Source organism: Phenylobacterium soli (genome assembly GCF_003254475.1).
Classification (GTDB): Bacteria; Pseudomonadota; Alphaproteobacteria; order Caulobacterales; family Caulobacteraceae; genus Phenylobacterium; species Phenylobacterium soli.
Map to the genome: position 1 here is coordinate 70,985 of NZ_QFYQ01000003.1, position 24,810 is coordinate 95,794.

32 protein-coding genes are annotated in these 24,810 nt (G+C 67.3%); 2 read left to right on the forward strand and 30 right to left on the reverse strand.

Features of this window, described 5'->3' with window-relative positions; all coding sequences use genetic code 11:
• Positions 1–352: 352 nt before the first annotated feature.
• Positions 353–2,248, reverse strand: a complete 1,896-nt coding sequence (dnaG, locus tag DJ017_RS19650; RefSeq protein ID WP_111530611.1) for a DNA primase — start codon at positions 2,246–2,248, stop codon at positions 353–355.
• A gap of 295 nt (positions 2,249–2,543) precedes the next feature.
• Between dnaG and DJ017_RS19655 the strand changes: the two genes are divergently transcribed.
• Positions 2,544–2,798: a hypothetical protein gene (locus DJ017_RS19655; protein WP_133255517.1), complete on the forward strand. Its 255-nt coding sequence runs from the start codon at positions 2,544–2,546 to the stop codon at positions 2,796–2,798.
• Here the strand turns inward: DJ017_RS19655 and DJ017_RS19660 are convergent.
• From DJ017_RS19660 to DJ017_RS19720, 14 genes are all read right to left on the reverse strand, one after another.
• On the reverse strand, positions 2,795–3,763 hold the full coding sequence (locus DJ017_RS19660) for a glycosyltransferase (protein ID WP_111530613.1): 969 nt from the start codon (positions 3,761–3,763) through the stop codon (positions 2,795–2,797). The two genes, DJ017_RS19655 and DJ017_RS19660, sit on opposite strands and share 4 nt — an antisense overlap.
• 90 nt (positions 3,764–3,853) lie before the next feature.
• Positions 3,854–4,735 carry an RNA polymerase sigma factor SigJ gene (sigJ, locus tag DJ017_RS19665; RefSeq protein ID WP_111530654.1) on the reverse strand — a complete coding sequence of 294 codons (882 nt, stop codon included), beginning with the start codon at positions 4,733–4,735 and terminating at the stop codon, positions 3,854–3,856.
• A 10-nt stretch (positions 4,736–4,745) separates the two neighbouring features.
• Positions 4,746–5,297, reverse strand: coding sequence for a hypothetical protein (locus DJ017_RS19670; protein WP_111530614.1), 552 nt, complete (start codon positions 5,295–5,297; stop codon positions 4,746–4,748).
• Entirely contained in the window at positions 5,278–5,691 is a 414-nt protein-coding gene (locus DJ017_RS19675) for a hypothetical protein (protein ID WP_111530615.1), read from the reverse strand. The genes DJ017_RS19670 and DJ017_RS19675 overlap by 20 nt, the downstream gene beginning before the upstream one ends.
• 113 nt (positions 5,692–5,804) lie before the next feature.
• Complete coding sequence (locus DJ017_RS19680; protein WP_111530616.1) at positions 5,805–6,500, reverse strand: HAD family hydrolase; 696 nt, start codon at positions 6,498–6,500, stop codon at positions 5,805–5,807.
• A 984-nt stretch (positions 6,501–7,484) separates the two neighbouring features.
• On the reverse strand, positions 7,485–8,051 hold the full coding sequence (locus DJ017_RS19685; protein WP_111530617.1) for a hypothetical protein: 567 nt from the start codon (positions 8,049–8,051) through the stop codon (positions 7,485–7,487).
• Positions 8,048–8,257: a hypothetical protein gene (locus DJ017_RS19690; RefSeq protein ID WP_111530618.1), complete on the reverse strand. Its 210-nt coding sequence runs from the start codon at positions 8,255–8,257 to the stop codon at positions 8,048–8,050. Before DJ017_RS19690 ends, DJ017_RS19685 begins: the two co-directional genes overlap by 4 nt.
• Positions 8,254–8,481: an Acb2/Tad1 domain-containing protein gene (locus DJ017_RS19695; protein ID WP_111530619.1), complete on the reverse strand. Its 228-nt coding sequence runs from the start codon at positions 8,479–8,481 to the stop codon at positions 8,254–8,256. Before DJ017_RS19695 ends, DJ017_RS19690 begins: the two co-directional genes overlap by 4 nt.
• Before the next feature lie 72 nt (positions 8,482–8,553).
• On the reverse strand, positions 8,554–8,697 hold the full coding sequence (locus DJ017_RS20575) for a hypothetical protein (protein ID WP_165830733.1): 144 nt from the start codon (positions 8,695–8,697) through the stop codon (positions 8,554–8,556).
• A complete protein-coding gene (locus DJ017_RS19700) occupies positions 8,694–9,140 on the reverse strand; it encodes a lysozyme (protein WP_165830734.1) in 447 nt (148 codons plus the stop codon). The genes DJ017_RS20575 and DJ017_RS19700 overlap by 4 nt, the downstream gene beginning before the upstream one ends.
• Before the next feature lie 25 nt (positions 9,141–9,165).
• A complete protein-coding gene (locus DJ017_RS19705; protein WP_111530621.1) occupies positions 9,166–9,432 on the reverse strand; it encodes a hypothetical protein in 267 nt (88 codons plus the stop codon).
• Positions 9,429–10,538 (reverse strand): hypothetical protein, encoded by a 1,110-nt coding sequence (locus DJ017_RS19710; protein ID WP_111530622.1) that lies wholly within the window; start codon positions 10,536–10,538, stop codon positions 9,429–9,431. The genes DJ017_RS19705 and DJ017_RS19710 overlap by 4 nt, the downstream gene beginning before the upstream one ends.
• A 175-nt stretch (positions 10,539–10,713) precedes the next feature.
• A complete protein-coding gene (locus DJ017_RS20975) occupies positions 10,714–10,839 on the reverse strand; it encodes a hypothetical protein (RefSeq protein WP_264371506.1) in 126 nt (41 codons plus the stop codon).
• 41 nt (positions 10,840–10,880) lie between these two features.
• Positions 10,881–11,081: a hypothetical protein gene (locus DJ017_RS19720; protein ID WP_111530624.1), complete on the reverse strand. Its 201-nt coding sequence runs from the start codon at positions 11,079–11,081 to the stop codon at positions 10,881–10,883.
• A 52-nt stretch (positions 11,082–11,133) separates the two neighbouring features.
• Here DJ017_RS19720 and DJ017_RS19725 point away from each other — a divergent pair, with 52 nt between their 5' ends.
• Positions 11,134–11,397: a hypothetical protein gene (locus DJ017_RS19725; protein WP_111530625.1), complete on the forward strand. Its 264-nt coding sequence runs from the start codon at positions 11,134–11,136 to the stop codon at positions 11,395–11,397.
• On the opposite strand, the gene DJ017_RS19730 is transcribed toward DJ017_RS19725, so the two are convergent.
• The 15 genes from DJ017_RS19730 to DJ017_RS19795 all read right to left on the reverse strand — a co-directional run bounded on the left by DJ017_RS19730 (position 11,382) and on the right by DJ017_RS19795 (position 24,754).
• On the reverse strand, positions 11,382–13,811 hold the full coding sequence (locus DJ017_RS19730) for a hypothetical protein (protein WP_111530626.1): 2,430 nt from the start codon (positions 13,809–13,811) through the stop codon (positions 11,382–11,384). The genes DJ017_RS19725 and DJ017_RS19730 overlap by 16 nt on opposite strands.
• Positions 13,808–15,886 carry a cell wall hydrolase gene (locus DJ017_RS19735; protein ID WP_111530627.1) on the reverse strand — a complete coding sequence of 693 codons (2,079 nt, stop codon included), beginning with the start codon at positions 15,884–15,886 and terminating at the stop codon, positions 13,808–13,810. Before DJ017_RS19735 ends, DJ017_RS19730 begins: the two co-directional genes overlap by 4 nt.
• Complete coding sequence (locus DJ017_RS19740) at positions 15,887–17,065, reverse strand: tail fiber domain-containing protein (protein ID WP_111530628.1); 1,179 nt, start codon at positions 17,063–17,065, stop codon at positions 15,887–15,889.
• Positions 17,066–17,296: 231 nt separating this feature from the next.
• Complete coding sequence (locus tag DJ017_RS19745) at positions 17,297–17,782, reverse strand: GNAT family N-acetyltransferase (protein WP_133255518.1); 486 nt, start codon at positions 17,780–17,782, stop codon at positions 17,297–17,299.
• The gene (locus DJ017_RS19750) at positions 17,779–19,380 is read right to left on the reverse strand and encodes a hypothetical protein (protein WP_133255519.1); all 1,602 of its coding nucleotides are present in this window, start codon (positions 19,378–19,380) and stop codon (positions 17,779–17,781) included. Before DJ017_RS19750 ends, DJ017_RS19745 begins: the two co-directional genes overlap by 4 nt.
• 46 nt (positions 19,381–19,426) lie before the next feature.
• Entirely contained in the window at positions 19,427–20,140 is a 714-nt protein-coding gene (locus tag DJ017_RS19755) for a phage adaptor protein (protein WP_111530631.1), read from the reverse strand.
• On the reverse strand, positions 20,137–20,391 hold the full coding sequence (locus DJ017_RS19760; RefSeq protein ID WP_165830735.1) for a hypothetical protein: 255 nt from the start codon (positions 20,389–20,391) through the stop codon (positions 20,137–20,139). The genes DJ017_RS19755 and DJ017_RS19760 overlap by 4 nt, the downstream gene beginning before the upstream one ends.
• Positions 20,392–20,459: 68 nt before the next feature.
• A complete protein-coding gene (locus DJ017_RS19765) occupies positions 20,460–21,044 on the reverse strand; it encodes a hypothetical protein (protein ID WP_111530633.1) in 585 nt (194 codons plus the stop codon).
• Positions 21,041–21,208, reverse strand: a complete 168-nt coding sequence (locus DJ017_RS20580) for a hypothetical protein (protein WP_165830736.1) — start codon at positions 21,206–21,208, stop codon at positions 21,041–21,043. Before DJ017_RS20580 ends, DJ017_RS19765 begins: the two co-directional genes overlap by 4 nt.
• The gene (locus DJ017_RS19770) at positions 21,205–21,846 is read right to left on the reverse strand and encodes an FkbM family methyltransferase (protein ID WP_111530634.1); all 642 of its coding nucleotides are present in this window, start codon (positions 21,844–21,846) and stop codon (positions 21,205–21,207) included. The genes DJ017_RS20580 and DJ017_RS19770 overlap by 4 nt, the downstream gene beginning before the upstream one ends.
• Entirely contained in the window at positions 21,843–23,396 is a 1,554-nt protein-coding gene (locus DJ017_RS19775; protein ID WP_111530635.1) for a 6-hydroxymethylpterin diphosphokinase MptE-like protein, read from the reverse strand. The genes DJ017_RS19770 and DJ017_RS19775 overlap by 4 nt, the downstream gene beginning before the upstream one ends.
• Positions 23,396–23,773, reverse strand: coding sequence for a hypothetical protein (locus DJ017_RS20905; RefSeq protein ID WP_227000269.1), 378 nt, complete (start codon positions 23,771–23,773; stop codon positions 23,396–23,398). The genes DJ017_RS19775 and DJ017_RS20905 overlap by 1 nt, the downstream gene beginning before the upstream one ends.
• Positions 23,770–23,970, reverse strand: a complete 201-nt coding sequence (locus DJ017_RS19785) for a hypothetical protein (protein ID WP_111530636.1) — start codon at positions 23,968–23,970, stop codon at positions 23,770–23,772. The genes DJ017_RS20905 and DJ017_RS19785 overlap by 4 nt, the downstream gene beginning before the upstream one ends.
• Positions 23,970–24,329, reverse strand: a complete 360-nt coding sequence (locus DJ017_RS19790) for a hypothetical protein (RefSeq protein ID WP_111530637.1) — start codon at positions 24,327–24,329, stop codon at positions 23,970–23,972. Before DJ017_RS19790 ends, DJ017_RS19785 begins: the two co-directional genes overlap by 1 nt.
• A gap of 134 nt (positions 24,330–24,463) precedes the next feature.
• Positions 24,464–24,754: a hypothetical protein gene (locus DJ017_RS19795; protein WP_111530638.1), complete on the reverse strand. Its 291-nt coding sequence runs from the start codon at positions 24,752–24,754 to the stop codon at positions 24,464–24,466.
• Positions 24,755–24,810 lie beyond the last annotated feature (56 nt).

Here is a 24,810-nt window from a genome sequence, read left to right on the forward strand (position 1 = left end):
ACGTTGCGTTTCCGGCGGACCGCGCCCACTCCCCCGCGCCAGGACGTCAGAAGACGTCAACCGGCGCCGCCGTCCGAGCATCGGACCGCGAGCGGTGGCGACCACCGGGATTTCCGCGCATCGAGGGAGACATCATCAGCTCTCGAAGAGGGGCGCGCCCGGCAGGCGTGACGGCCCAATCGATGTCTATCAACAGCGCGCTAAATCCGCATGATGCGAGATGGCGTCCGCAGGCGCCGGTGTCAAGTCCGTGACGGAACCGGGTTGTCCATTGAGGCCCGCAAGAGGGTCCTCAGATGTCCGTCACAGCGCCCAAGGCTGAGCTTCGCGCGCTTTTGCCGCAGCGGGCGCCTCAGTGCGGCAGGACCGGCTTCTCGGCGTCCTCGTGCGCCCAGTCGGAGTTGATCAGGCGGCGCAGATGGTCGCGCTCGGCCTTGAGCGGCGGCAGGGCGGTGAAATCGTTGTCGCGCGCGGCCTCGGCCACGGCCCGCTCGAGGGCTTCCAGGCGGACCAGCAGATCGAAAGCCTGCTTCCAGAGGGCGCGCACCTGGTCGCGGGCGGCGCCCGGATCGAGGAACGGGGCGGCCACCCCAGCCCGGCGGGCGTCCTGCTCGAGCGCGCGCAGGAAGCTTGGGTCGAGGCCCCTCGCCTGCAGCTGGCGCACGGCGGTGTCCATCTCGACGTGGTCGGCCTCGTAGGACAGGCGCACCAGCTCCTGGGCGAAGTCCTTCAGCCGCTCGTCGCCGAAGCCGAAGCGATCGACGAGTTCGATGTTGTCGCCCATCAGGCTGAGGTCCTGCAGGGCGGCGACGGCGAGCGCCGCCGACAGCGGCTTGGGCGAGGCGCGCATGCGCTCGGTGGCGGCGCGGGTCTCGGGCGTCGGCCCCGACTGGACGGCCTTGCGCTGCTTCCAGCCGTGCTGGGACATGGCCCGCGCCGCGCCGCCGACGGTGTTGACCGGCGCCGCGGTCGGCCAGAGCGCCTCGTAGCGGCGCAGGAGCTCGTCCTTGTATTCGGCCGCCAGGTCCTTGTCGGCGATGGTCGCGGCGAGTTTGCGCAGGCGCACCTTCAGGCCGGCCCGGCGCTCGGGCGTGTCGAGCGGCTCGAGGTCCTTCTCGCGCAGGAACAGGGCCTCGACGAAGGGCGCGGTCTTGGAGAGCTGGGATTTGAGGGCGGCGGGGCCCTGCTCGCGCAGCACCTCGTCGGGGTCCTTGCCGCCCTCGACGATGGCGAACTTGAAGCTCTTGCCGGGGGTGAGCAGCGGCAGGGCGCGGTCGATGGCGCGTGCGGCGGCCTGGCGCCCGGCCCGGTCGCCGTCGAAGCAGAGGGTGGGCTCGGGATGGTGTCGCCAGAGCACCTCCATCTGCTCCTCGCCGAGGGCGGTGCCCATGGCCGCGACGGCCGGGATGCCGGCCCGCTGGCAGGCGATGACGTCCATGTAGCCCTCGACGACCAGCAGCGGCGGCTCTTCTCCGGATGGCGCGGCGGCGATCATCTTGCGGGCCTCGGAGAGGCCGTAGAGCTGGTGGCCCTTGTGGAAGGCGGTGGTCTCGGGGCCGTTGAGGTACTTGGCGCGGGCCTGCGGATCCATGGCCCGGCCGCCGAACGAGACCACCCGGCCGCGGACGTCCAGGATCGGGAAGATGATGCGGTCGCGGAACCGATCGTAGGGCGCGCCACCCTCTTCCGGCGCGATCAGCAGGCCGGCGTCGACCAGCTCGCCCGGGCGCGCGCCCTTGGCGACGAGGTAGTCCTTCAGCGCCGTGCGGCCGGAAGGCGAGAAGCCCAGGCGAAAGCGCGCCCATTCCTTCTCCGGCAGGCCACGCCGTTCGAGGTAGGCGCGGGCGTCGCGCCCCGCGGGGCGGCGCAGCTCGGCCTCGAACCACTGGGCGGCCATCTCCAGCCAGTCGAGCAGGCCCTGGCGCTTGGTCTCCTGGGCGGCGGCCTGGGGATCGACGGCCGGCAGCGGCACCCCCGCCTCGGCCGCCAGCCGCTCGACCGCCTCGACGAAGGACAGCCGCTCGGTCTCCTGCAGGAAGCTGATCAGATCGCCGGACTTGCCCGAGGAGAAATCGAAGAACTGGCCCTTGTCGTCGTTGACGTAGAAGGAGGGCGTCTTCTCCTTGGTGAAGGGCGACAGGCCGACGTACTCGCGGCCCTGCTTGCGCAGCTTGACCGTGCGGCCGATCACGTCGCTCGGCCGCAGCCGGGACTTGATCTCATCGAGAAACCGCTCGTCGAACCGCACGATGCCGAACCATTGCTCCTGGCGCGCAGGGCGCCCGAGATTTCCCGCTAACACGCCGGTCCCGCCAGAAGCGGACGCAGCGGCGCGACCTGTTGAGCGCCTTGAAAACGCCTGGGAGCGAATTGGGGGCGAACTGTGGATAAGCGCCAGGGTCCGCCGATTCGGCCGCCCCGCGCCCAGGCGCTCTCCGGCCAGAGCGCGCGGCGCCGGGATCGTCGTTAATTTGACGTCGGCGCCTCAAAAGACGATGTAGGGGCGCTCAAAGCGCCAGCGTAGGGGGTTCGGGCGCATGATCATGTGGGTTCGTGTCGCGGGCGTCCTGGCGCTCACCTGGGCGGCCCTGGGCTGCCTCGACTACTTCGGCGTGACCGCCCTCCTCGGGGGACGAACGGGAGACGACGCGGTGCATCACGAAGCGCAGCAGACCTGGGCGCGCGACCTCTTCTGGTTCGCCATCTTCGCCGTCGTCATGGCCACGGCCCTGCTCGCCGCGGCGCGCCGCGGCGCCGGCCACCTCAAGCGCGCGCTCGGCTCGCGTCCGGCCGCCTAGTCCAGGGGCCCGTTCTTCAGCCGCGCGCCCGGCGCGAACTCCATCCAGAACGCCTCCAGCTCCTGACGGAAGGCCGCGTAGGACCACTGGCGCGCGGTCTCGAAGCCCGCCTCGCGGCGGCGCTTCAGCTCCGGCCCGTCGGCCTTCACGACCTCGGCGGCGCTCGCCAGGGCGTCGACGGCGGCGATGCAATCCTCGTCCGGAACCCAGAATCCGTTGTCGGCGGTGGCGAAGGACAGGCCGCCGACGCCGAGGAACCCGCTGCAGACGCAGCCCGCCGCCATGGCCTCGAGCGGCGTCATCCCCAGGCTCTCGAACCGGCTGTGGGAGAGGAACAGGGTCGAGCCGGCGAAGGCCGCGGCGACCGCCGTCTCGGGCTGGTTCTCGAGCTCCAGCCACGGCAGGCCGGCGTGGGCCGGATGCAGGCGGGGGAACAGGGAGCGGATCACCTCGTGCTCGGACGGGCGCTTGCGCGGCGAAGCGACGATGCGGTCGGCGCGGGCCCCGCCGGGCTTGAACACCCGCTCGTCGGCGAAGGCGCGGACCTGGCGCACCTCGGCCCGAGGATAGACGCGGCGCAGGACGTCGGCGGCGACCGGGCTGACGGTTATCAGCGCCGGGAAGGTGTCGGCCGGATAGGCGTCGACGAGGGGCATGCCGAGGCGGGCGAAGTTGAACTGGTTCTGGACGAAGACGACGATCCGGCAGGGCTGCGTGGCGAACTGGCGCAGGGATCCGGTGGCGTCGTCGGGCAGGACGATGGCGTGGCGCTCGACGTTGATCGCTTCGTCAATGGCGATCGGCGCGCGGTGGGAGAACCAGGCCGGCAGCGCGTTCTGACGACCGGTGTAGGCGTAGGCGTCGAAGCCGAGGTCGCGCAGGGTGTCGACGTGGCGGAGGATCATCTTGTGACCGCCCATCAGCCCGCCGCCCGAATAGAACGCGTAGACGATCTTGTTCAGCATCACTCCCCCGCGCCAGACCCGACGTCTGGCCGGCGGGCATATCTGCGGCGTCGCGCCGGGTGACGCAAGGCCGCGCGCGCGGCGGACGGGTCAGGTCGCCGGCGAGGCCGTCAGGGCGTCGGCGAGGTGGGCGAGCTTGTCGGGGTTGCGGACCATGTAGACCGCCGCGACCCGGCCCTCGGCGTCCGGCTCGACGGCGACAGTCGCCGGGCCGTCCTCGAGCTGCATGACGACGCCAGGCGCGCCGTTGATCCAGGCCAGCTCCAGGCTGCGGGGGTTGAGCGCCCCGCCCCGCCAGCGCAGGCCGCGGAACAGCGAAAGGACGTCCTCCCGCCCCACCAGGACCCGCAGGGCCGCCTTGCGCTTGCCGCCGCCGTCGGAGACCAGCACCGCATCCTCGGCGAGGAGCTCGGAGAGGCCCGTGAGGTCGGCGCGGGAGGACGCCTCCATGAAGGCGGCGGCCAGGGCCAGGGCGCGGTCCTGGCTGACCGAGAAGCGTGGGCGCGCGTCGCGGACGTGCTCGCGGGCGCGGCTGGCGAGCTGGCGCACCGCCGCCTCGCTGCGGCCGAGGGTCTTTGCCACCGCGCCATAGTCCTCGTCGAAGACGTCGTGCAGGAGGAAGACCGCGCGCTCCAGCGGCGAGAGCCGCTCCAGGGCCAAGAGGAAGGCCACCGAGACGTCCTCGGCCCGCTCGACGGGATCGTTGGTCAGGGGTTCGACCATCGGCTCGGGCAACCAGGGGCCGCGGTAGTGGGCGCGCTCGGCCTTGGCGGCGCGCAGGCGGTCAATCGAGAGGCGGGTGGCGGCGCGGACCAGCCAGGCGGCCGGGTCGGCGACGTCGTCCGGCGCGCGGGTCCAGCGAATCCAGGCGTCCTGCACCACGTCGTCGGCCTCGGCGACGGAGCCCAGCATGCGATAGGCCAGCCGCTTCAGGCGCGGCCGCTGGCCTTCGAAGGCGGCGGTGCGGTCCATGGCCATGAGCCTACGCCGCCTCGGCCAGATGTGCGACCGGCGCGGCGACGCCGCCCACCACGACCTTGGAGCAGGCCTTGCCGTAGCCGAGGGCGTACTTCAGCGTCGGGTACATCCGCCCGGTGGTGATCGACATGGAAATGGCCACCAGGCCCGCCTGGCCCCAGCGCCTGACGATCTCGTCGCGCAGCGGATCGGCCGCCTCCATGTCGCGGGCGATGCTGGCCCGGGCGAAGCTGAAGGCGAGCGCTGCGTCCGGCCCCATGGCCGCCTCGTCGCCGGCCAAGATGGCGCGCAGCACTTCGGGCCGGGCGCCGCCCGCGGCGGCCATGTCGACGCCGATCTGGGTGCAGGGGCCGCAGTCCTCGACCAGGGTGGCGACGACGCCGGCGGCGGCGAGCGCCTCGGGCGGGGCGGCCTTGCGATCGACCAGTCCGGTCACGAAGCCGAACCTGAGGAAGGTCTTCGGGCTGGCGGCCAGCACCGCGCGCATGTAGCTCGCGTCATAGCCCCACTGGCGTTCGAGGCGGTCGATCTGGCGGTTAAGCAAGGCCTTGAGCATGGCGGACCTCCGGTTGGCTGTGAGGTGCGCCCCAGACCGTCAGGCCGAGGGCGATGAAGGCGGGAAGAAAGACGCCGGCGAAGTCGCGGGCGAGGTCGGCGAAGGGCCGAGTTCCGCAGACCGCGTCGAAGACGTGAATCGCCGCGTGCAGCGTGAGGAACCCGGCGGCGGCGGCGAGCGCCGACCAGCCGAGGCGCGGCTTCAGGGCGAACCCGGCGTGGGCGAGGCCGCAGACCAGGTAGGCCGCGCCGATGTCCCGGACGAAATGCGGGTTGTAGGGGCCGGTGGCGGTGACGCCCGGCACGACGCCGTACCACCAGAGCCCGGCGGACAGCATGACGAGGCCGTTGCCGCCGAGGATCGCGGTCTGCAGCCAGGCGAGGATCCGAACCATCCGATAGCCCTCCCGATGGGGGTTTCGGGGCTAGGACGGATCGGCCCGACGGGTTGTGACACGGACGGCGATCGGACCGCGAAAAGCCCTTCTGCCTCTTCCTCGGCTTCTTCCTAGGTGAGGCCGCGGACCCAGGCGGGGAGGTGGGCGATGGTATCGAGTTCGGCGAAGCGGGGGTGCGCCCTGGGCGAGTCGGCCATCTCGTGGGCCCAGGTCAGCGGATAGGGCACGTGGGCGGCGTAGGCGCCCGCCTCGAGGGCGGGAAGGATGTCCGAACGCACCGAGTTGCCGCACATCACGCCCTGGGCCGCGCCCGTGCCGTGGCGGGCGAAGACCCGCTCGTAGGTGGAGGCGTCCTTTTCGGAGACGATCTCCACGGCCACGAAGAGGTCGCCGAGGCCCGAGGCGGCGAGCTTCTGCTCCTGGTGCAGCAGGTCGCCCTTGGTGATCAGCACGAGCCGGTAGTCCTTGGAGAGCTCGGCCAGCGCCTGGTCGACGCCCGGCAGGGGTTCGACCGGATGGCCCAGCATCTCGCGCCCGGCGGCGAGGATCTCGGCGATGATCCGCGAGGGCGCCTCGTTGCCGGTGAGCTCCATGGCCGTCTCGATCATCGACAGGGTGAAACCCTTCACCCCGTAGCCATAGAGCGAGAGATTCCGCCGCTCGACCTCGGCCAGCTTGGCCTCGAGGATTTCCGGCGCGGCGATGTCACTCATCAGCGACCGGAAGCGGTCCTGGGTGAGGCGAAAGATCGACTCGTTGTGCCAAAGAGTATCATCTGCATCAAATCCGATGGTTGTGATCATCACTTGCGGGTCACTTGCGCTGTGGTGGGGTATGCCGGCGGCCAGAGATCTAACCGGACTTCGCTTTGGACGACTTGTCGCGATCCGACTAGACGGACATTTCGGGCGAGCCAGAGCGTGGTTGTGTCGGTGCGATTGCGGCGTCGAACTCCGCGTTCGCATGGGGTGCCTCGTCACCGGCAACACGCGAAGCTGTGGCTGCTATTCGCGGGAGCGAGCCTCGGAGACGGCCAAGCGGGTTAAGCGGGTGCACGGGATGAAAGGCACGCCAGAGCACAACATCTGGAGTTCAATGCGCGCGCGTTGCCACGATGCCCGCAACCCGAAATACGCCCGGTGGGGAGGTCGCGGGATAAGGGTCTGCGAGCGGTGGCAAAGCTTCGAGGCGTTCCTCGCCGACATGGGGCCCCGACCTGGGCCGGGATACTCGCTGGATCGCATCGACAACAACGGCGACTACGAGCCTGGCAATTGCCGGTGGGCTACGGCTAAGGAGCAAGCCTCCAACACCCGCCGAAATAGATATGTGGAACTCTCCGGAGAGCGGATGACGCTATCGGAGTTTCTGCGGCGATATGGGCTGGGCGATCGCTCAGTCCGCGTGAAGCTGGCGCTGGGAATGACAGCAGAGCAGATCGTCGCAAGGGTCCGACGCCCTCGCATGACAAACGCCGAGGCGGCGGCCCTCGCTCGCTCAATCAGCTAACATCTATTTCAGCGCCACAGACGCTCAGATCACGGCAAGGCTGGACAGGGAAGAAGCACGAAGGGTGGCGGTTAATATCGCACGGTTGCCGGATTTGCTGAGGAAGGAGTGAGCTGCGGAGAACGGCCCGGCCGAACCTTCAGCGCCAGCGAGATCGGGTTCAGCGGCCCCGTTTCCGGTTTGAGTCCGCCCCTCGCTCCCCGCCACCCAGTAAACCAGATGGCCGTGTCTATGGCGCCGCTCCGCAGCACTGACTCTTATAACGAATCCAACGCTCTAGATCAACGAAAACCGTTGCCTTCCGGGGTGTTTTTGCTAGTATGGGGCGTCCCGTTTACCTTCTCTCTAGCCTCGTCGTAGAGCCTGACGACACGCTGGTAGGCGTCCCACCCTCTCAGGCATTCGGCCGAGTTGCCGTCGATCCCGGCGAGGGCGTCAGCGGCCGAAATTGCGGGCTGATCCGCAGGCTTTCCGGCAAGGGTGGGATCGTCGGGCAAACCAAGGCCGGCGTTGTAGTTCCGCACCCAGCCAGCGCCGAGCACAACGTCAGCAGCAGAGCCTTTCGGGACATCGGCGGGAATCCTCTGGATGATGGTCTTGGTTCGGGTGACGATGCGGGCTTGAGCCTCGGTGGCGTCAGATCCAGCCTTGGCGGCGTTCGCGGCGAGCTGGCCGGAGAGCTGCTTGGCGCGGGCTTCGGCCTTGGCGACGCGGGCTTGCCACACGGCCCGCTCATCTCCCCTCCCCTTGGCGTACTGGTGGTGAGACCAGAAGCCGAGGGCGAGGAGGATCAGGAGGGCGGCGGCGAGTTGGAGGCGGAAGCGGGAGAGGAGGGCGACGGCGATCAAAGCGTATCGACCTCGATTGCGACCGGCTGCGGGGCCGCCCCCATCATCGACACCTTGACCGGAAAACCGGCCGCAAGAAGCGCTAGCTCCTCCGCGTCCGGCTTCCAATAGGTCGAAATGAACCCGTCGCCTCTTGCCGCTGGCAGGTCATCGCAGCCAGCCAGCGAGAACACGACGTCGCACGCCGAGGTTCGGATCGGCGTCATGCGGTGATGTGCTTAACCGCCCACATCACGGCTTCCTCGATCTTGGTCTTGGCGAGCGACAGTTCACGGCTCGCGCCAATGTCCTCGACCAGATCGTGGAACTTCAGACCCTCATCCTTGATGGCCTGCATCTGCGCCTTCTCGGCGTCGCTCAGAACTCGGTACGCGTGGCGCATGACGTTGTTCACGGTGCGCTCATCAGAGGTGGAATCGACAGTCGCCATTTCGGGTCTCCTGCTGGCGTTTTTGACTTCGAAGAATCCCACGGCAGCGCTTGAAAGTCCAGCATTTTCATGCTACGAAGTAGGCGCTTTCGGTGGATACCCAATCCCCGCCAACCACTTCCTGTTCAGCCATTGCTTCATCAGGACGGCCATCAGGACCACGAGCCCCGCAAGGCTCGCGATCCAGAAGCCAAGGCCGAGGATGATGGCGCTCATCGCAGACCCCTCTCGCAGAGCGCCTGTTCCTCGGCTCTCCTGGCGACCAGACCGGGCAGCTTCTTCTTTCCAGCGAAGACGTAGAGCCTCAGCGCTCCACACGCCTCTCCCAAGCGGCCGGCGCGCGCTAGCTGCGCCACCCGCGAAGCGCAGAAACCCGCGCTGCCGATGTTGTACGAAAAGGACAGGAACGCGGCTCGCGTATCGGTCGGCAGGTTCTCAGGCAGACAGTGGGCGACTTCCAGGCCGTGTTGAACGAGCGCCTGGGCCGTCATCTGCTCGCATTGCTCGTCGGTATAGGTCTTGCCCGCCACAACCCCCTTCGTCACCCCGGCACAGGCCGTAGGGATCTCTACCGGGTCGCTGTAGGTCTTCGTGACCCAGCCCTCGCGATTGACCACCAGCGGCGCAGCGATGGCGGCCGATGCGAAGACCGCCGCCATGACGCCCGCGGCTTTCTGGCCCCGGCTAGCCATTCGGAGGCCGCTCCGAGGACGAGGCGAGGCCCAGCATGGCCCCTACGCTCGTCAGGATCGCCGCTAGCCCCAGCGCAAAGCTCTGGAAGTCCATGGGCGAGTGATTGATCGCCACGCTATGGATCGGGAGCCAGAGGTATTCCACCGTGCCCGCGAGCGCGATCATGCGCTTGGCGTCCAAGGTCTCGTTGTCGCGCTCCGTGACCAGATGCCTCAGCCAGGCGGGGAATAGCCAGCCCTTGATGCGCTGCCAGATCATGCGGCCCTCCTGTCCGCGCCATCGCCCGAGTAGCGGTCGCGAAGGCGCAGCATCGAGATCGCCTCGAAGTCCACGATCTGGCCGCCCCAGACGGTCAGCATCAGACAGCCCCACCACCAGCCCCCCGGCCCGGTCATGGCGTAGGACTCGTATTCTCCCCAGGGCAGCGCGCACCCCGCCTGGATGACGCTGATGCGCTCCTGGTGGCCCATCTTGGCGTCGTTGAAGACCTGAAGCTGATGAGTGTGCCCGTGGACCAGGGCGGAGGTCAGCATGGCCCCGGCGCGGTGTGTGGCGGTCTTGCCCCCCATCGGGCGCCCCATGCCGTTGATCGGTGCGTGGGTGAACGCTACGCCCTCGACATAGGCCAGCTCACCGAAGGGGCGCTCCCGCCAGCCGAATTGCAGCAAGTGCTCGGCGTAGGTGTGGGTATGCGTCCCCTCGCTCTCGGGGTGCTCGTTCTCGAAGGCCCAGAGGCGCTGTTCGTGGTTGCCGCGGGTCTTGATCCGCTTGGGCTTCCAGTCCGCCGCCCTGCCCGCCTCGAAGGCTTGAAGGCTGGCAAGGTGGTTGTCCAGATCGGCCCGAATGGATGGCTTCAGGCGGCCTCTTAGGGTATCGTTCTTGTCGTGGCGCGAGCAGCTATCGAACGTGCCCGCATCGCCCAGATCGACCACAACGGACGGCCGGCGCTCGGAGCCCAGGCGTGCTATCCACGTCGTGCAGGCCAGGCGGTGCTCGTGCCGGGGGTCGTTGTGTCGGTCGGGGATCACCAGCACTTGCACAGGCTCGCCGCTCGGGACCGCGAGGGACGGCTCTGGCGCGGGGGCCTCCCGCAGCATCACGCTCGGGGTGGGCTGCTGGGGTCGGGCCGGCCGGTAAAGCGTCCAGTCCGGCTCCAGCCCGTAGTTCTTCCTCGCCGCCTCGACCCGGTTGGCGAAGGCATGGACGGTGTTGATCCAGCCGTCTTCCAGGGCCTGTCTTGCGGCGGCCTCGACGGCTGACTTTCCCCCCCCGAACCCCAGGGGAACACATCCGGCGCGTAGCTGGGCCTCGACGCGGGCGACGGCCTCTTCGGCAAGCTCCCTGCGGAGCGGGGGGGTGGGCATCAGGCCTCGCTATCCGCGGCGACCTCGGGGAGGCCCGGGAGAAGTCTCGTGCGCTTGCGTCCCCGCCGAAGCGGGAGCGGCGTCAGGAGGTGGGGGTGGGATGCGACCCAGGCGCGGCGCTTCTCGACGTAGGCCGAGTGCAGCAGCCGGGCAGTCGCGGGCCAGGCGTTGTCGATCATGCCTGAATGGCCTCGCAGCAGAGGTCGCCGGGAGCGCGCCATTGAAGCGGCGTCGAGGTGTCCAGCGCCCGCGTCGCGCAGGCCGCAAGCCACATGACGATGAGGACAACCAGCGCTCTCATGGCGCTATGATCACCCCGCCTCGTTGCGCCTCAGCCAAACGCTAGGGCTGGGCTCCGAACAGAGCGGCAATGCGGCTTTTGATGAGCCACCAGATCACGGCGATGAAGACCCCAGCCGTTGTGATGGCGACCTTGGCCCGGTCCTTGAGGATGTCGTAGGCCAGCACCTTCGCCTTGATCGCCCCCACGTCGGTTTTCAGGGACGCCAGTTCCTCAAACAGCTCGTCCAGGCGCTCATGCACGGTCTGTCTAGGAGGCATGACACGGCCCTGATTTCGTGGTTATCTGGCCCGAATGGCAAAAGACTGGACGGACGCCGAGTTCGAGGTCGTCGGCAACCATTACCGCCCCGGTGAGCGTCACAGGGACCCCAAGCACAAGCGCTGGATTTTCACGGGCCGCGAAGACCTGTTCGGCCGCCCGCTCTGGTACAAGCCGCCTCGGTTTTCCAAGCTCGCGCTTTTCGCGGTCTTGTGCGCGATCTACCCTGGCGGGGCCATCGTGCTTTGGCTGGTTGTCTGGGCCGCTCACAAGCTTGCCTCCTACTGGCCCGGCTGAGTGAGGCCGGCGGCGGCCTGACCCGCTCCCGTCCCCATCGAGCGGCGCAGTACGTCCGACACATAGGCGGCGCGTTGGGCGGCATTCATGCGCTTGACGACCATGGGGAGGTCTTCCGCATTGTGGCTGGAGAGCACGGAGGCGATGGTCTCCGCGGACCCCTCCGGCATTGGGCTCTCCATGCCCATCCGGTGGATCGCCCGGACCAGCGCAATAGGGTTCATGCCCGCCGCCGCCGGGATCGCTTGAGCCACCCCTTCAAGCTGCGGGTCTGACGGCTCCATGGCGTTCAGGATCTGCCGCGCGGTCGTCGAGTTGCCGAACGCCGCGGCATTCGTTCCGTGCATGGTCTTTTCGGCCTGCATCGCGCGGTAGAAGTCCGCGAACGACTTGGCGTCCGGGAATAGCGCCTTGAAGCGCGCGAGTTGGTTCGGCTTGAGAAGGCCCGCCTGGTTGGCAGCGTCATAGGTGACGTTGGCATTCCCGAGCTTGGTTTGCAGCGCCTGAAGGGCTCCGAGGCGCATCATCTGGCGCTCGGATTCGGGCCGGGCGTCCAGGGCGGCGGACATCACCGGCACGTCTTCGCTAAGCAAGCCGCGCCCCTCTTCCAGCGCATCCTTCATCGCCGTGGGACCCGCGAACGCATCGCGAGCGGCCTTGTAGTCCGGGTTCAGCCCGTCCAGCTTGCCGACGAAACGGGAGAGATAGCCCTTGATCGCGCCTTGCTCGTTGGCCCCGATCCCTTGGACCTTGCCCTCTTTCACGAGATCGTCGAGACCCTGCTTCATCAGGTCAAGCGTGCGCCAGTCCAGCGTATTCGGCATTTTCTCCGGAAGGGGCTGAATGGCCTCGCTGCCGTCCGGTAGCTTGACAAACTCCTTCTCAGATATGCCGCGGGCTCTTGCGTACGCGTCGTTGAACAGCTTGGTTCCGGAGAACTCAGGAAGTTGGCCAACGTCTACCGGAGGCGCTTGATACGCCTTCGCGTATGCGGGTCCGGCCTGCGCCTTCCGCGCCGCGAGGATGCTGTCCAGCTCGCCGTAGTAGTCCTTGCCGCCAAGACCAAGGCCGGTCTGCGCCTGGTCGGAAATGCGCAGCGACGACGGGCGCACCAGCCACGTTCCCGTATCTGGATCGAAGACGCCATTTTGGCGAGGCGTGAGGTTTTCCTGGGCGATGGTCGCGCCGCGACCTGGCCGGTTGATCGCCGCACGCAGCAGGTCGCGCGCAGCCTCCCCCGTGTCAGCCAGCGTGCCGAATGGGCCGATGTTGCGAACCGCCGCCGCCATCTCCTCCGGCGTCATCTTCTGCCGCTCGGCCGCCCTCGCCAGACGCATGTAGGCGTCATCCACCTCGCTAGCCGGCGTCGTGAGATCGGAGCGTTGAGCCGTGACGAGGGCGGATTCCAGATCCCCCCGGTCGGGCTTCATGTCCGAAGCCTTGGGGTTCTCTCCACGCAGGATGCTCGCCAGCCGCTCGGCCTCAGCCTGGGCGGGCGTCTGCACTACGCGGCCGCCACGCACCGCATCGACGAGACGCCCACCCGTCGCGCGCCACGCTGTACCCGCCACATTAGACACGAGCGGCAACGCAGCTCCGGCCGCGCCCCCAAAGAGGCCGCCCGCCTCCGCGCCGCGAATACGCGACGGGTCGCTGGCCCCGCCCTCACCCATTCCGTAGCCATGCAGGCCGCCAATAGCGCCGCCCTCGACAGCTCCGGCCGCAATCCGGGGCAAGAGGCCCGGCGTAGAGCCAATGGGCGCCGCAGACTCCACAATGCGGCTAGCGGGCGCGAGGGCGGGAAGCATGGCCACCGTCCCCGCCAGACCGCCACCGATTTGCTCGGCCGTGCTCTCTTTTGGATGCGCCTCGTCGAACGTCTGGTCTCGGTAGCGCTGGAGGTTTTCCGCCGCCTTATATCGCTCGCCGAAGGTCGGCAGGTTGCCGATTTCCTGGCGAGGGTCGTACTGCATCAGCGCCTGCACAAGGGCCGGCGCCTTGCGTAGCGCCGGCTCCAGCGCCGGAGCGAGCAACGCAGCCGTAGCAGCATTGGCCTCATCGGCGAACGCTCCCAGCACGGGAACGCCCCGAGCGACGGCGCGCACGCGGTCAGTGACGGAGCTTCCTATGTCTCCAACAGTGCTGTTCGGAACCTGCTGAACCTTGCCCTGGGTATCGACGAAGAACTGGCCCTGATCCGGGAAATCCCCGGGATTGATCTGCGCCTTCGGCAGGCGCGCGGAGCCGGGAGCTGCTTGCGGGTCCAGCCCACCAGTCGCCGCGAGTTGCTGATAGGTCTGGGACTGCGCGGGGTTGAGGGGCTCGCCGGTTTGAGCGTTCGTCGGCTGGACGGCCTGCCCGCCGTTGAGCAGCGCCATCAATTCCTGATCGGAGAGCTTTGAAAGATCCGTCATGGAATGAGACCCAGCCGCTTGGCGCGCGCTTGCTGGGCGGGGCTCAGCGGCAACTTGCGACGCACAGCCTCAGCCAAAACAGCGTCCGCGCTGCCGGCCGGAGCATTCGCGCCGAGCGTTGGCGGACCGCCACCCTGGTCTGGCTGCGTCGAAGCCGCGCCCCACCCCATCTGATCGGCGAACGGCTGCGGGAAGACGTAGGTGTCAAACGCTCCTTCGCCATACAGCTTATCCACGCCCGGCTTAATCGACATGACGCGAGAGCGATAGGTCGTGTCCAGGTTCTTGTAGAGGTCGTTGGCCGTGCGATAGAGCTTGTCCCGCACGTCGGGCGTGAGCAGACCGCCGGATTGAAGGTACTGCGACAGGCTGCCGATGGAACCGGCGATGCCGTTCGACTTCATCTGAAGGTTCACGTCTTCGCCGCGAACCACCCCCTCGTCGATCAGCTTTTGCAGGCCGTTGACCATGGCGATGTCGCCGGTGCCGTTCTGCTGGCGATAGCCGGTCGTTACGGCGCCGTAGTTTTGGCGAACCTTCATGGCCGCATCCACGATGGGCTTCACCATCTCGGAATAGCGCATCGTCCCCTGCGCCACGTTCTGCGGCGCGGTGAGGTCGTACGGGCCGCCAGGAATAGGCGCGTAGTGACCGCCCGAGAACTGGTAGCCCGGCGGCGGGGTCTGAACACGCGTCGGGTCGGCGGGGCCGTTGCGCTGCGGCACAAGGCCGCCCTGCCCGTCCGACTGATAGCCCTCCGGGGGCTTGTAGACCGTGTTGCGGTTGCCGAGTGGACTCACGTCCTGTTGAACCCCAGCGGGAAGACCCCCGGCGGGGCCGTCGAGATGCTGCGTCATCGCCTCGCGCGGAACCGGAATGGCCGCAGTCGGCGCGCCGGCCGTGGGGTCCTTCGGCACGTAGAACGGCACGCCATTGATGATCTGCACCGTGGCTTCCACGGGCTGCGTCATCTTCTGGCGCATCTTGAGCGCTTCCTGCACGCCGACAGCGTGAGTGCGCGGGTCCATCAGCAAGCCTTGGACGTAATCGTATTCCTGCTGCGAGGGCTTCCAGGTGGGCCAACCCCCGGCCGCGGTCGCTTGGGGAGGAGTCGCGGCCGGGGGCGTCCCGCCAGCCGAGGGAGAGCTGCCCGGCGCGGAAGGGGGAGGAGGCGTCGGACCAGCCGAAGCCACCTGATAGGATTGGTTCGCCTGCTCCATGCTCGGCGAAATCTGCATCGGCCCCTGCGGCGCGGGGCCGGAGGTCATCTGCACGTCGGGCTGGCCGCCGAAGAAGACGTGCCGGCCGATGCGCTGCCCATTGCCCCTGGCCCACTCCGGGATCTGACGCCCGAGCTGGACTTGCAGGTCCGGGTTCAGGAAGTGGGTTGCGCCGTTCGTCGGATCGGGAGCCTGACCTGACAGCAGTTGGTCGGCCACGGCCTGCGCCGAGGCGTAGTCCTGCGGCCGGACACTGTTCGCGCGCGTGATGCCCTCGAACTGATGTGGGGCGTACACAACATCGGAGAGCGACTTGGCGCCGCCATATCCACTCTTGAGCCGGTTCAGCGCGACGTGACCCGCCGCGAGCATCCCCATCGGCCCCTCGCCGCCGGCTTCCGTGGCAATCATGCGGGTGAGAGCGTCGCGGTCCTGCGGCGAGAACAGGAGGCCAGTCGGTTGCGGTTGCTCCGGGGCTGGAGGCGGCTCCGGCGCGGGTTGAGGCGCCGGTTGCGGCGCAGCCTGCGGAACCGGCTGAGCCGGCTGGATGGCCGATTGCAGCGGCCCGAGCAGACGGGTCGTCTCGTCCTGCTGGTCGGCCTGCATCGCCTTGATAAGGGCGTCCTGGCCCTTGTTGTTGGCGCGCTGCATGATCGCCGTCGCCAGCAGCTTCGCCCCCAGCTCCCACGGCGAGCGGATGTTCTGCGCGCCCTCCGTCGTCAGGGTCTTGAGGGCGTCCGCCAGGTACTGGCTGCGGCGCAGCGCCTGTTGCGTCTGCGCGCCATAGGTATTGGCGAATTGCGCGGCGGCGAGCGGGTTCTGGTTGATGTCCACCGTAGGGCTGAGCGCAGCCATCTAGGCGGCCTCCAGTCCGTGGTAATTCACCCGCAGGTAGCCATCAGCGCCACGAACCACGAGGTCGGGGCGGACGCGCTTCAGTTCCTGCGCGATGACGCCGACGCGCTCCGGTCCGCCCCACTTGTAGCGGTAGGCGTAGAGCTTCACACCATCCTTGCGGCGACGCAGGAAGCGGACATCGGTCTTCAGTCGCGCGTCGGAGGCCATCAGCGCGGCAGAGCCGAGCGAGAACAACCCACCCATCAGGCCCGAGGAGGCCGCCTGCTTGGCCTGGGCGTTGGCGATCTGGCCCTGCTGGTTCAGCGCATAGGCGCCCAGCACGTCGGTCGGGGCGACCTGGCTTGGGGTGTACTGCACGCCGGTCGGCATCGAGACCTGGCTCATGCCGAGCAGCGAGCTTAGCTGATTGATCGGCTCATTCTGAATGTACGCCCGCTCTTGCAGCGCCTGCTGACGGGCGGTGTTGTTCTGCTGGGCCGCTGCGATGCGGGCCTGAAGCTGGAGCGCCGCAGCGTCCTTGTCTTCCCCAAAGCGCTGCGCCTCGGCCTGGTTGCCGAACGCCGCCACGCCCTGGTTCTGGGTGTACTGCTGGCCCGCTGCGGTGTTGTGGAACTGGCCCTGCTGGACCTGACGCCCGAACAGAGAGTTCGCCGCGTCCTCGCCAGCGCCGATGGCCGAGTATTGCGCCTGATTGTAGGCGTCGTTCTTGCCCTGCTGGAAGTTCATCAGGGCGGTCTTGTAGGCGTCGGAGTTCTCCGATAGGCCCTGGTTCGCTAGCCGCGTGCGCAGGGCGTTCTCTTCCTGTGAGAAGCGCGGATCGAGGCGCGAGGTCGCCTGGCCATACACTGCGTCGATGGCCTGCTGGCGCGCAGCGTTGAGGTCGCCGCCGACATCGCCTTGGATCGGCTGGCCCTGGTCGAAGCTCGTGGTGATCTGGCCCGGCGCGAGGCGGTTCACCTCCTCGCCGAAGTTGTGGCCATAGCGAAGCTGCGGCAGACCCGAGGTATCGAGCGGCGTTCCGAGAGCGCTGCTGACGCGGCCGAGCTGGTCGATGCCGACGCCAAGCGCGCCCTGCTGGATCTTGTTCGTGGAGTCGTAGAGCGCCTGTTCGGCGGGCGAGAGCGTGGTGGTCTGAGAATAGCCACCCGGCGCGTTCGGATCGGCGGCGTAGGTCACGGACCCGTTGGGACCGTGGGTATTAATGAGATTCAGTCTCTGCTGTTCACGAGCCGTCTCTATATTGGCTTGCGACTGCGCCTGTGCCGTCGCAACCGGATCTACCGGAGTGACCTGTGCGCCGCCCTTTTTGCTAATCGCTCACTCTCCCGCGCCCTCGGGTCGTCGTTCGGGACCGCCGAGGGCTCGTCGCGGGAAATCGCGGTGTCGCGGCCGGTCAGGCTCGCATTGTCACGCGGCGATGGAGGTTCTCAGTGAGGCGCGCGCCCACCTGGTTTGCTGCCACTCCCGCTTCAGGAGGCGGTAGATGACGGCATTCTTGCCGGGGCCGAAGCCATCGGTCGCCACACCCTCTCGCCGGAAGCCGAAGCGCTCGACAAAGGTCCGGCTCGGCGCGTTCGTCATCTCGACGACCGCCATGGCCCGGTTGCAGCCCAGCGTGTCGTACACGTAGCCCATCAGGTCCCGGATCAGGCTCGGGTGCAGCCACTTTGGCGTGTCGGCGGCGAAGCTTAACTCGATGCTCTGACAGTCCGGGTCCCAGTTGTGGTAGACCACGCCCGCGATGAGGACATTGTTGCGGTCGAGGACCCCGATGGCTTGGCAAAGCCCGAACGGGTTCAGGGTCCGGTTACGCTCCAGGCGCTTCGCGGTCAGTGGGATGCGCCAGCCCACCCATGCCGCCACTTCCTCGGCATGACCGTACAACAGCTTCAAATCAACGCTCCCGCTTCATAGGTCAGGTCGAAGCCGACGCATTGCACCTCCACGTCCAGCGGGAGATTCGGGCGCGTCAGGATGTGGTCGGTTCCGCCCGGCCCCACCAGCAGCAGGGACGTCAGGTCTTCCGTCACCGACACGCGGTCCACGTCGTTGGCGCCGGTCAGGCTCACCCTCATGCGGGGGCTGAGCGCGTAGCCAATCCCCGAGGCCCCGGTCCAATCCTGGCGAACCACATTGGCGTCGTCGGGCGAAATGTCCCCCGGCGTGACCGTCGTCTGAATATCGGTCGGGATAGTGTTCTTGTCGTAGTCCGTCACCACGTCAAGCGCGGGGCGGACAATCGACGGCGCGTAGAGCTGAGCGCGCACCAGCTTGGCGCTCTTGAGCATGGTGCGGTTGCCGAAGTCCTGAAACGCCGGAAGGATGTCGCCAACGATGGTGACGGAATTGTCGGACGCGCCCTGGTCCCACTCATAGACCCCGAGCGTGGAACCGAAATAGATCGCGCCGTTCGCCGTGGCCCAGCAGAAGGCGTCGATGCCGGTAAAGCGGCACCATCTGCCAGTCTCGGTGCAGCGCACAAACTGTTGAGAGGTCGAAAGCTCCGCGGTCGGGACGTTGACCACGATCAGGCCCCCTCGCCCGGAATAACTCGTCACCGACCAACCGAAGTTGGACCCATAGGAAGCCGCCGCCGCCGCGAAGGCGTTCGTCACGTAGCGGGAATAGGAGTTGGTGCGCTGCTCGTCCTCGGAGAGACGAAGCGCCTGGGTCAGCGACAGAAGCCCAGCCTCGGTGAGCACCAGAGCGTCCGTGCCGTGCTCTAGGAGGCAGCGGTCCCCGATAGGCTTCGGCAGGCTGTAGACGCCCACCAGGCTCCAGTTGTTCGCGTCGGACGGGTCCGTGCCCTGGTAGAGCGCAACCTGTCCCTCGCTGGTCAGGTAGGCCGCGTAGTCGTCAGGACCAATGCCGCCATCAAGCGTCAGTCGCGCCAGTCCCACGAGCACGCCGCCCTTGGTGAAGATCGGGCCGAGATCCAGAAGCCCAGAAGACCCCGCGATGGCGTTCACCGCGAGATACCAGACCCGCAGGGTGTCCTTCTCAGCGAAGTGAAGGCGCGCCTTGTGCGCCATGACGTACTTCAGGTTCGACGGCGTTAGCGTGATCGCCCCGGAGGTTCCGGTAATGGCCGTGGTCGCGAACGAGGAGCCATCGTATTTCAGCGGCGTGTTAGAGCCGTTCACGAGGATGGCGAACCGGCCGGCGTCGTTGGCGAAGTTGGTATAGTTCCACTTTGCCGAGGCTGCGGAGGCGTAGGACGCCGCCGGCAGCGCGCCGGAGGTGGTCACGTCGTAGATATTCGCTCCCGCGCAGGCGAACAGCTTGTCGCCCGACGCCGCACCGCGCCAGGCCACCAGCGTTTCCACCGGATCGGCAGTGCCGGAAACCTGCTCCACGAAGCCGCGCCGGAGCTGGAGATAGCCGCCGCGCGGTATCCAGTTGTCGAGGATGACCGCATTGGCCTTCGGCATGGTCGGAAGCGAGGAGTCGGTATCCCAGCCGCCAATAGGTGCGGGGATCGAGACGGCCATCGCCGTTCTCGCGCCGGCCCGGTTCTGACGCATCGGCTGGCGCACGTCAGATCCCGAACCCGCCCTCAGGCAGGTTGTAGCGCGTCAGGTCTTCCAGATAGCGAGGACCGCCCGCATCGAGCATCGTGGCGCCGCCGTCTTCCCCGAGAGCCGCCATGATCTCGCGTTCGGCCGTTTGCATGTCTTCGCCGTACTCCAGGCCCTTGGCCTGCTTCCAGCGCCACTTCAGGTCGAGGGTCAGAAGCTCCTCGTCCAGATAGGTCGTGTCGTCGTCGGAGGTGAATTGCGCCTTCGCCACGCCAGCCGAGGACTTCGCCCAGTAGGACGAGACGTATTCGTAGGCGATGGTGTCCCCGGCGTCGGGCGTCGGGTCCATCAGGAAGGTTCCGGCGCGCTCGCGGTAGGCGAGGTACGGCGCGACCAGGGACGGCCGGGCCTTCTGCGCCTGGTACTGCTGCGGCGTCAGCGGGCCGATGAGCTTGCGCTGCTGGGTGCGGTTGAAGAAGCTGTCGGGGACGAACTTGGCGAAGTCGGTCGGGATGGGCGTGTTGGTCTGCGTCTCGGCCGCGACCGTCACAAAGGTCCATTCGGCCATCAGCGATTGCCAGCCGATGTCGCCGCGCTTGGCCATGGCGATCCCGGCCTCGTTCAGCAGCCCGAAAAGCTGACGCACGTTTTGGTCCGTCGAGGTCACGACGACAGATGGGCGCGCCAGCGACAGGCGGTCGCACGCTGCCTGAATGATCGACAACACGCTCATTGTGCGGCGACCACCTTAGGAGGCCGACCCCGGCGCTTCGGCGCATCGCTGACCACGGCGGCCGGCGCGGTATCCTGAGGGCTCGCCTCGGGCTCAACCGGAACGGCGCTCTCGGCGGCCTCCGCTTGAGACGAGGGGCGCTCCAGCGTCGCGGTAAACCGCTCCCACGCTTCAGGATGGTTCTTCGCGTCAGCCTCGGTCGCTTTGCGCGGACCCAGCACGTTCGTCGGGTCGATGACGAAGGCGAACATCACCTCGCCATCAGCGACGTGGAAGTGCGGCCCGATCTGCGGAAGAACGTCACGCTCTCTCGGGTGCATCAGTCCGCCTTGTCCGACGCGGCCTGGGCCGCCTGCTTCGCCATCTGCTCTTGAAGGAGCTTCATCTGCTCCTGCATCGCCGCCATTGTGGTGCGCAGTTCGTCGTTCTCAGCCGAAAGCTTTTCCATCGGCGCGGTCGAGGCGGCGGCCTCAAGGAAGCGCCGGGCCTTGTCCCGCAGGCTGAACCCGCCCATCGGAACGACGCGCATCAGGGCCTCGTCAGGCAGGGCGGCGAGCTGTTCCACCGTGCGGACCTTGGCGTGCTTCAGCTCCTCGGCCTGGGATCGGTTGATCGCCGGCCACTCCCCGATGGGCGTGCCCTCCTCGGGGATTTCCTCATTGGCCTTGAACGCGGCGTACTCGCGCGGCCACCGGGCCTTGTCGGAGGCGTTCACTGGCCGATCCGAGATCGTGCCCCGGTCGCCGGGAACGTGGATCTCCACGAACTCCACCTCATCGAAGATCGGGCGACCCTCAAGGTTGGATTTGAAGTTGTTCTGCACGGCGCGCATGTAGAAGCGCGGGCGGGAGAGGTCTTGCTCTCCGCCCTTCGGCGGCAAGATGAAATCAGGTGTCTCGCTCATTTGGCGTCCTTAGTGATGGTGAGGCTCGCTTCGCCAGACAGGAACAAAGCGGCAGCGACGAGAGCGAGGATCGCGGCCACGAAGTGACCAAGGATGGCCGCCACGGCAGCCATGGCGAGCGCCGTGACACCGATCACGGCGGATGCTTTGTTGACTGGTTTCATGATGTTCTCCGAAAGACTTTATCGTTCCCGATGCGCGCCACTTCGCTGTAGCCGCGCTCTGCAAGCCACCGCTGGATCTCGCCGTCCGGGATGCCGAAGTGCCGGTGCAATCCCTTGTCCTCGATGGCTATGGTCGGGCTGAACTTCTCGATGGTGCCCTCCGCGCCCTTGAGCATGAAAAGCTCCGAGCCCTCGACGTCACCCCAGATGCAGTCGCAGGCATCCAACTCCAGCTCATCAATCGTCCAGACCGGGGTTTCCCCCTTGTCGAACGTCACCTGATGGGCGCCGCAGTTGTTGGCGTTGAAGATCAGCGGCCGGCAGGAGCCGAGCTTTTCCCCGAAGGCCGCCCGCAGCGCCGTGACGCGCTTCTCGGGGTCGTGGGCCTGTAGGTTCAGTTCCAGGCAGTCGTAGTTCGTCGGCTCGGGTTCGGCGGTCCAGACGCGCTTGAAGTGCTTGGCGAGGGCAATGGGGTACGTTCCGACATTGCCGCCGGCTTGCACCATAGCCTCGCGCCCCACGATGTGCGGCAGCAGCGCGGCGATGGCCGGTGCGCAGTCACCCACGATCACCGGCCGGGCGTCCCGGTCAGCGGCGGGCCACCACAGGTCGCCGATACGGACCATGACGTCGCTCATGCCGCCCTCTCCTCTTCCCGCAGCTTGCGGGCGATGTCGGGAATGAGGCCGCGGCCTTTGACGTGGACGGTCACGGGCTCGATCTTGTCGGGCATCGGCGCGAAGACCTTCAGGTCCCGCCAAGTGCCCTGAAATTCATTGGCCTGTCGGATCATCCAGCGAGCGCACAGGTAGCGCTTCTCGCCCATCGCCACCTCTAGCGCCTCGTCGTGGTCGTTCAGGGCCTGGGCGTAGGCGTGGTGCGCACCGTCGTCGGCAAAGCTGGAGTCGATGCCGTACATGTGCAGGGTGCGAAAGCCCGAGAAGGCCGCGAGCCACATGGTCCTGAGGCCCACGGTCGAGCCCCCCGGAACGAGGATCACCGGCTTGCTGTCCCGGTAGGGCTCCAGCATCTCCCACAGGCGGTCATAGCCGCTGTCGTAGCCGTTGTGCCAAAGGACGGTTTCGAGGCCCAGCTCGGCGGCGAGATCGAAGACGCTCGGGTCGCACTGGCTGGCGATCATCCAGCGCATGGCCTTCGGGGCGCCATTGAGGAACTCGGCGTTCTGAGGCCGCGCATCGAGCATCACGTTGACATCGGGCGTGATGCCGCGCTGGTGCAGGAACCGCCAGGCGTTATTGACGCTGACGATCCGCGCGCCCCGCCTGCGATGGGCGCGGATCTCAGGGAGATAGTCCTTCATCGACGGCGAGCCGCACACGATGACGCAGGATCGGCCCTCGTTGCGGAAGCCGGTGAACCAGTCGAGGTCGCGCTTGGAGTTCACCTCGACGTTGGCGAGGCGTTGCTCCTCGGAGGTGTTGACGCCCTTGATCTCGGGAAAGGATGTGAACCCGCCTACCCGCCAGATATTCGGGACCCAGCCGTCCGTGACTTCCGCCGGCTTGGGAGATCCGTGGAAGATGACCGCCTTGCACTCGTTGGGCGGCCAATCGCGAGCGGCGCGGTAGGAGACGAACCAGTCGCGGGGGAACGTCGGCCAATCCGGGGCGCACTTCGTAATCCAGTGCTGGTCGCCCGCGTTGATCTGGCCCCTCGGAAGGAGCGCTTTGATCTCGGGCTCGGCCTCCCGCGCGATCTCGTCGGCGGTGAAGTTGTACCAGATCTGGCCGTGCTCTCCGTGATCCCAGACCATGACGGAGCTGTTCCGCATGGGCCAATGAGGGTCATCCATAATCCCCTTGCGCTCTACGAGGTCTTCCAACCGGCCGGTGATCGCCACATCGAGATCGAAGTAGACGCAGCGGTCGCCTTGCGCCCATGGCATGGACGGAGAGAACAGGCGCACCTTCTGCCACCAGCCGGGAAGCGCCGGGTCGGCCGGAATGGCATAGACCCCCTCAGGCAGCTCGTCGGCACGATCCGTGACGCACCAGAAGGCGCAGTCGTGGTCCATGTTGCTGCTGTTGCGCAGCACCATGTCACGAAGGATTTCGACGTAGCTCATCGGGTACTTCGGCCCGACGTTCACACAGACGAAGTTGACGCGGCTCGGCGCGGCGGCGTCAGCCACGGCTTGAGCGGCGGCAGGATGAGGAAGGCCGCCCATCACCAAGTCCCCGAGGCGCCACCGCCCCCGAAGGAGCCGCCGCCGCCCATGAAATCGCCGCCGAGGAGATTGGAGCCACCAAAGTGCGAGAGGTCGAACCCGTCATCGCGCGAAAGCCAATCGGTGCGCTCTGCCTCGACCGTCCCCGGGGCTTTCGCTGCTGCTGCCGTGGATGGCGGCCGATAGTCGAGCTTCAGGGCGAATAGACGCCACCCCAGAGCCGTCTGAAGCATGGCCGCTTGCTCGGTCCCGACTTCCGCTTTCGCAAGCTCCTCGATGTCTTCCGCGACGTGGTATGCAGCTTCCGCCACGCGCTTGACCGCTTCCGACGTCGCACCGCTCAGCGCCATCGCCGGCCCAAGATCGGAGGAGTTCATTCCTTCACCCACGGCGGCACATCCACGCCCACCCACTTGAACCCGCTAGCCCGAATGAAGCTCTCCGAGCCATGGAGGCGGATAAAGGCCCCCGAGGCGCTGACCTGATGGACCGTGTGGCGGTCGCCCGGCTCGATGACACCAAGCTCCGTCTCGCGGCGCTCTGTGGCTTCCACGATGTCGTCCGGGCGAAGCATCAATTCAGCTTCCCCGGAATGATCAGCTTCTTGGGCGCAGAGCCCATGAGCTGGCCCTTGCGCTTGGAGGCATCGAAATAGCCCTTCGCCGCCTTCAGCATGGCGAAGGCTTCCGCTTCGCTCGCGGGGACCGGAACGGCGTCGGTCGGGATGATCCGAAAGCCGTTGTCGCGGAGCCATTGCGCATGCGCCGCGATGTGCTCAGCGGCGAACTCGATCAGGGCTTCCCGCTCCTCGTCGGTCAGATCCGACCAGAGAGCGTCACCCTCTTCGATGCCCGACGTGTAGAGCCGTTCGGCAATGTCCAGCGCTGGGTTCGCCAGCGGGCGGGACGGTGCGTGGCCGTTGATGGCCGTCATGTAACCTAGCCCCAAGCTAGAGCCCGATGCGGGCCTGACCTCATGGTGAGGCCGCCAGGGGGTCGCTCAGCGGAGCGCGCATAAAGAAAGGGCGGCCCGAAGACCGCCCCTTCCCTACGCTACTGGAACGCCGGTTAGGCGAGCGTGGTACGCTTGACGAAGAAGTACTGGTTGGCGACGGCGCCAGAGGGCACGTTCGCCGTCCAGCCAGCCGAACCGGAGTCCGTCGAGGCCGAGCCCGCTGCACCGATGATGCAGGTGCCCGTCGAGGAGATCGTGCCGTGCGCCTTGACGTACAGGTAATCGTGGCCGTCGTTCCCGAAGAAACGGGTCAGGGCCGCGAAAGCCGGCGTCGAGGTGGCGGTGGCGCCGAGCTTGACGCCCAGAGCCGAGCCGGTGGCGAAAACAGTCGTAGAAGCAGCCATGTCTCAGACCCTCCTTAGGTCTGATCGGCGGGAGCCGAAGCCCCCGCCAAAGGTTG

Bases quoted from the DNA above. Each gene is read 5' to 3' on its own strand.
- DJ017_RS19700 (WP_165830734.1), bottom strand. From the start codon at position 9,140: ATGGCGGCGGTCTTCGCATCGGCCGCCATCGCTGCGCCGCTGGTGGTC.
- DJ017_RS19795 (WP_111530638.1), bottom strand. From the start codon at position 24,754: ATGGCTGCTTCTACGACTGTTTTCGCCACCGGCTCGGCTCTGGGCGTC.
- DJ017_RS19750 (WP_133255519.1), bottom strand. From the start codon at position 19,380: ATGGCCGTCTCGATCCCCGCACCTATTGGCGGCTGGGATACCGACTCC.
- DJ017_RS19785 (WP_111530636.1), bottom strand. From the start codon at position 23,970: ATGCTTCGCCCGGACGACATCGTGGAAGCCACAGAGCGCCGCGAGACG.
- DJ017_RS19670 (WP_111530614.1), bottom strand. From the start codon at position 5,297: ATGCTCAAGGCCTTGCTTAACCGCCAGATCGACCGCCTCGAACGCCAG.
- DJ017_RS20905 (WP_227000269.1), bottom strand. From the start codon at position 23,773: ATGAACTCCTCCGATCTTGGGCCGGCGATGGCGCTGAGCGGTGCGACG.
- DJ017_RS19760 (WP_165830735.1), bottom strand. From the start codon at position 20,391: ATGTTCGCCTTCGTCATCGACCCGACGAACGTGCTGGGTCCGCGCAAA.
- DJ017_RS19770 (WP_111530634.1), bottom strand. From the start codon at position 21,846: ATGAGCGACGTCATGGTCCGTATCGGCGACCTGTGGTGGCCCGCCGCT.
- DJ017_RS19765 (WP_111530633.1), bottom strand. From the start codon at position 21,044: ATGAGCGAGACACCTGATTTCATCTTGCCGCCGAAGGGCGGAGAGCAA.
- DJ017_RS19775 (WP_111530635.1), bottom strand. From the start codon at position 23,396: ATGGGCGGCCTTCCTCATCCTGCCGCCGCTCAAGCCGTGGCTGACGCC.
- DJ017_RS19710 (WP_111530622.1), bottom strand. From the start codon at position 10,538: ATGCCCACCCCCCCGCTCCGCAGGGAGCTTGCCGAAGAGGCCGTCGCC.
- DJ017_RS19730 (WP_111530626.1), bottom strand. From the start codon at position 13,811: ATGACGGATCTTTCAAAGCTCTCCGATCAGGAATTGATGGCGCTGCTC.
- DJ017_RS20580 (WP_165830736.1), bottom strand. From the start codon at position 21,208: ATGAAACCAGTCAACAAAGCATCCGCCGTGATCGGTGTCACGGCGCTC.
- DJ017_RS19655 (WP_133255517.1), top strand. From the start codon at position 2,544: ATGTGGGTTCGTGTCGCGGGCGTCCTGGCGCTCACCTGGGCGGCCCTG.
- DJ017_RS19735 (WP_111530627.1), bottom strand. From the start codon at position 15,886: ATGGCTGCGCTCAGCCCTACGGTGGACATCAACCAGAACCCGCTCGCC.
- sigJ (WP_111530654.1), bottom strand. From the start codon at position 4,735: ATGGACCGCACCGCCGCCTTCGAAGGCCAGCGGCCGCGCCTGAAGCGG.
- DJ017_RS19675 (WP_111530615.1), bottom strand. From the start codon at position 5,691: ATGGTTCGGATCCTCGCCTGGCTGCAGACCGCGATCCTCGGCGGCAAC.
- DJ017_RS20975 (WP_264371506.1), bottom strand. From the start codon at position 10,839: ATGAGAGCGCTGGTTGTCCTCATCGTCATGTGGCTTGCGGCCTGCGCG.
- DJ017_RS19755 (WP_111530631.1), bottom strand. From the start codon at position 20,140: ATGAGCGTGTTGTCGATCATTCAGGCAGCGTGCGACCGCCTGTCGCTG.
- DJ017_RS19690 (WP_111530618.1), bottom strand. From the start codon at position 8,257: ATGACGCCGATCCGAACCTCGGCGTGCGACGTCGTGTTCTCGCTGGCT.
- DJ017_RS19725 (WP_111530625.1), top strand. From the start codon at position 11,134: ATGGCAAAAGACTGGACGGACGCCGAGTTCGAGGTCGTCGGCAACCAT.
- DJ017_RS19695 (WP_111530619.1), bottom strand. From the start codon at position 8,481: ATGGCGACTGTCGATTCCACCTCTGATGAGCGCACCGTGAACAACGTC.
- DJ017_RS19660 (WP_111530613.1), bottom strand. From the start codon at position 3,763: ATGCTGAACAAGATCGTCTACGCGTTCTATTCGGGCGGCGGGCTGATG.
- DJ017_RS19790 (WP_111530637.1), bottom strand. From the start codon at position 24,329: ATGACGGCCATCAACGGCCACGCACCGTCCCGCCCGCTGGCGAACCCA.
- DJ017_RS19705 (WP_111530621.1), bottom strand. From the start codon at position 9,432: ATGATCTGGCAGCGCATCAAGGGCTGGCTATTCCCCGCCTGGCTGAGG.
- DJ017_RS20575 (WP_165830733.1), bottom strand. From the start codon at position 8,697: ATGAGCGCCATCATCCTCGGCCTTGGCTTCTGGATCGCGAGCCTTGCG.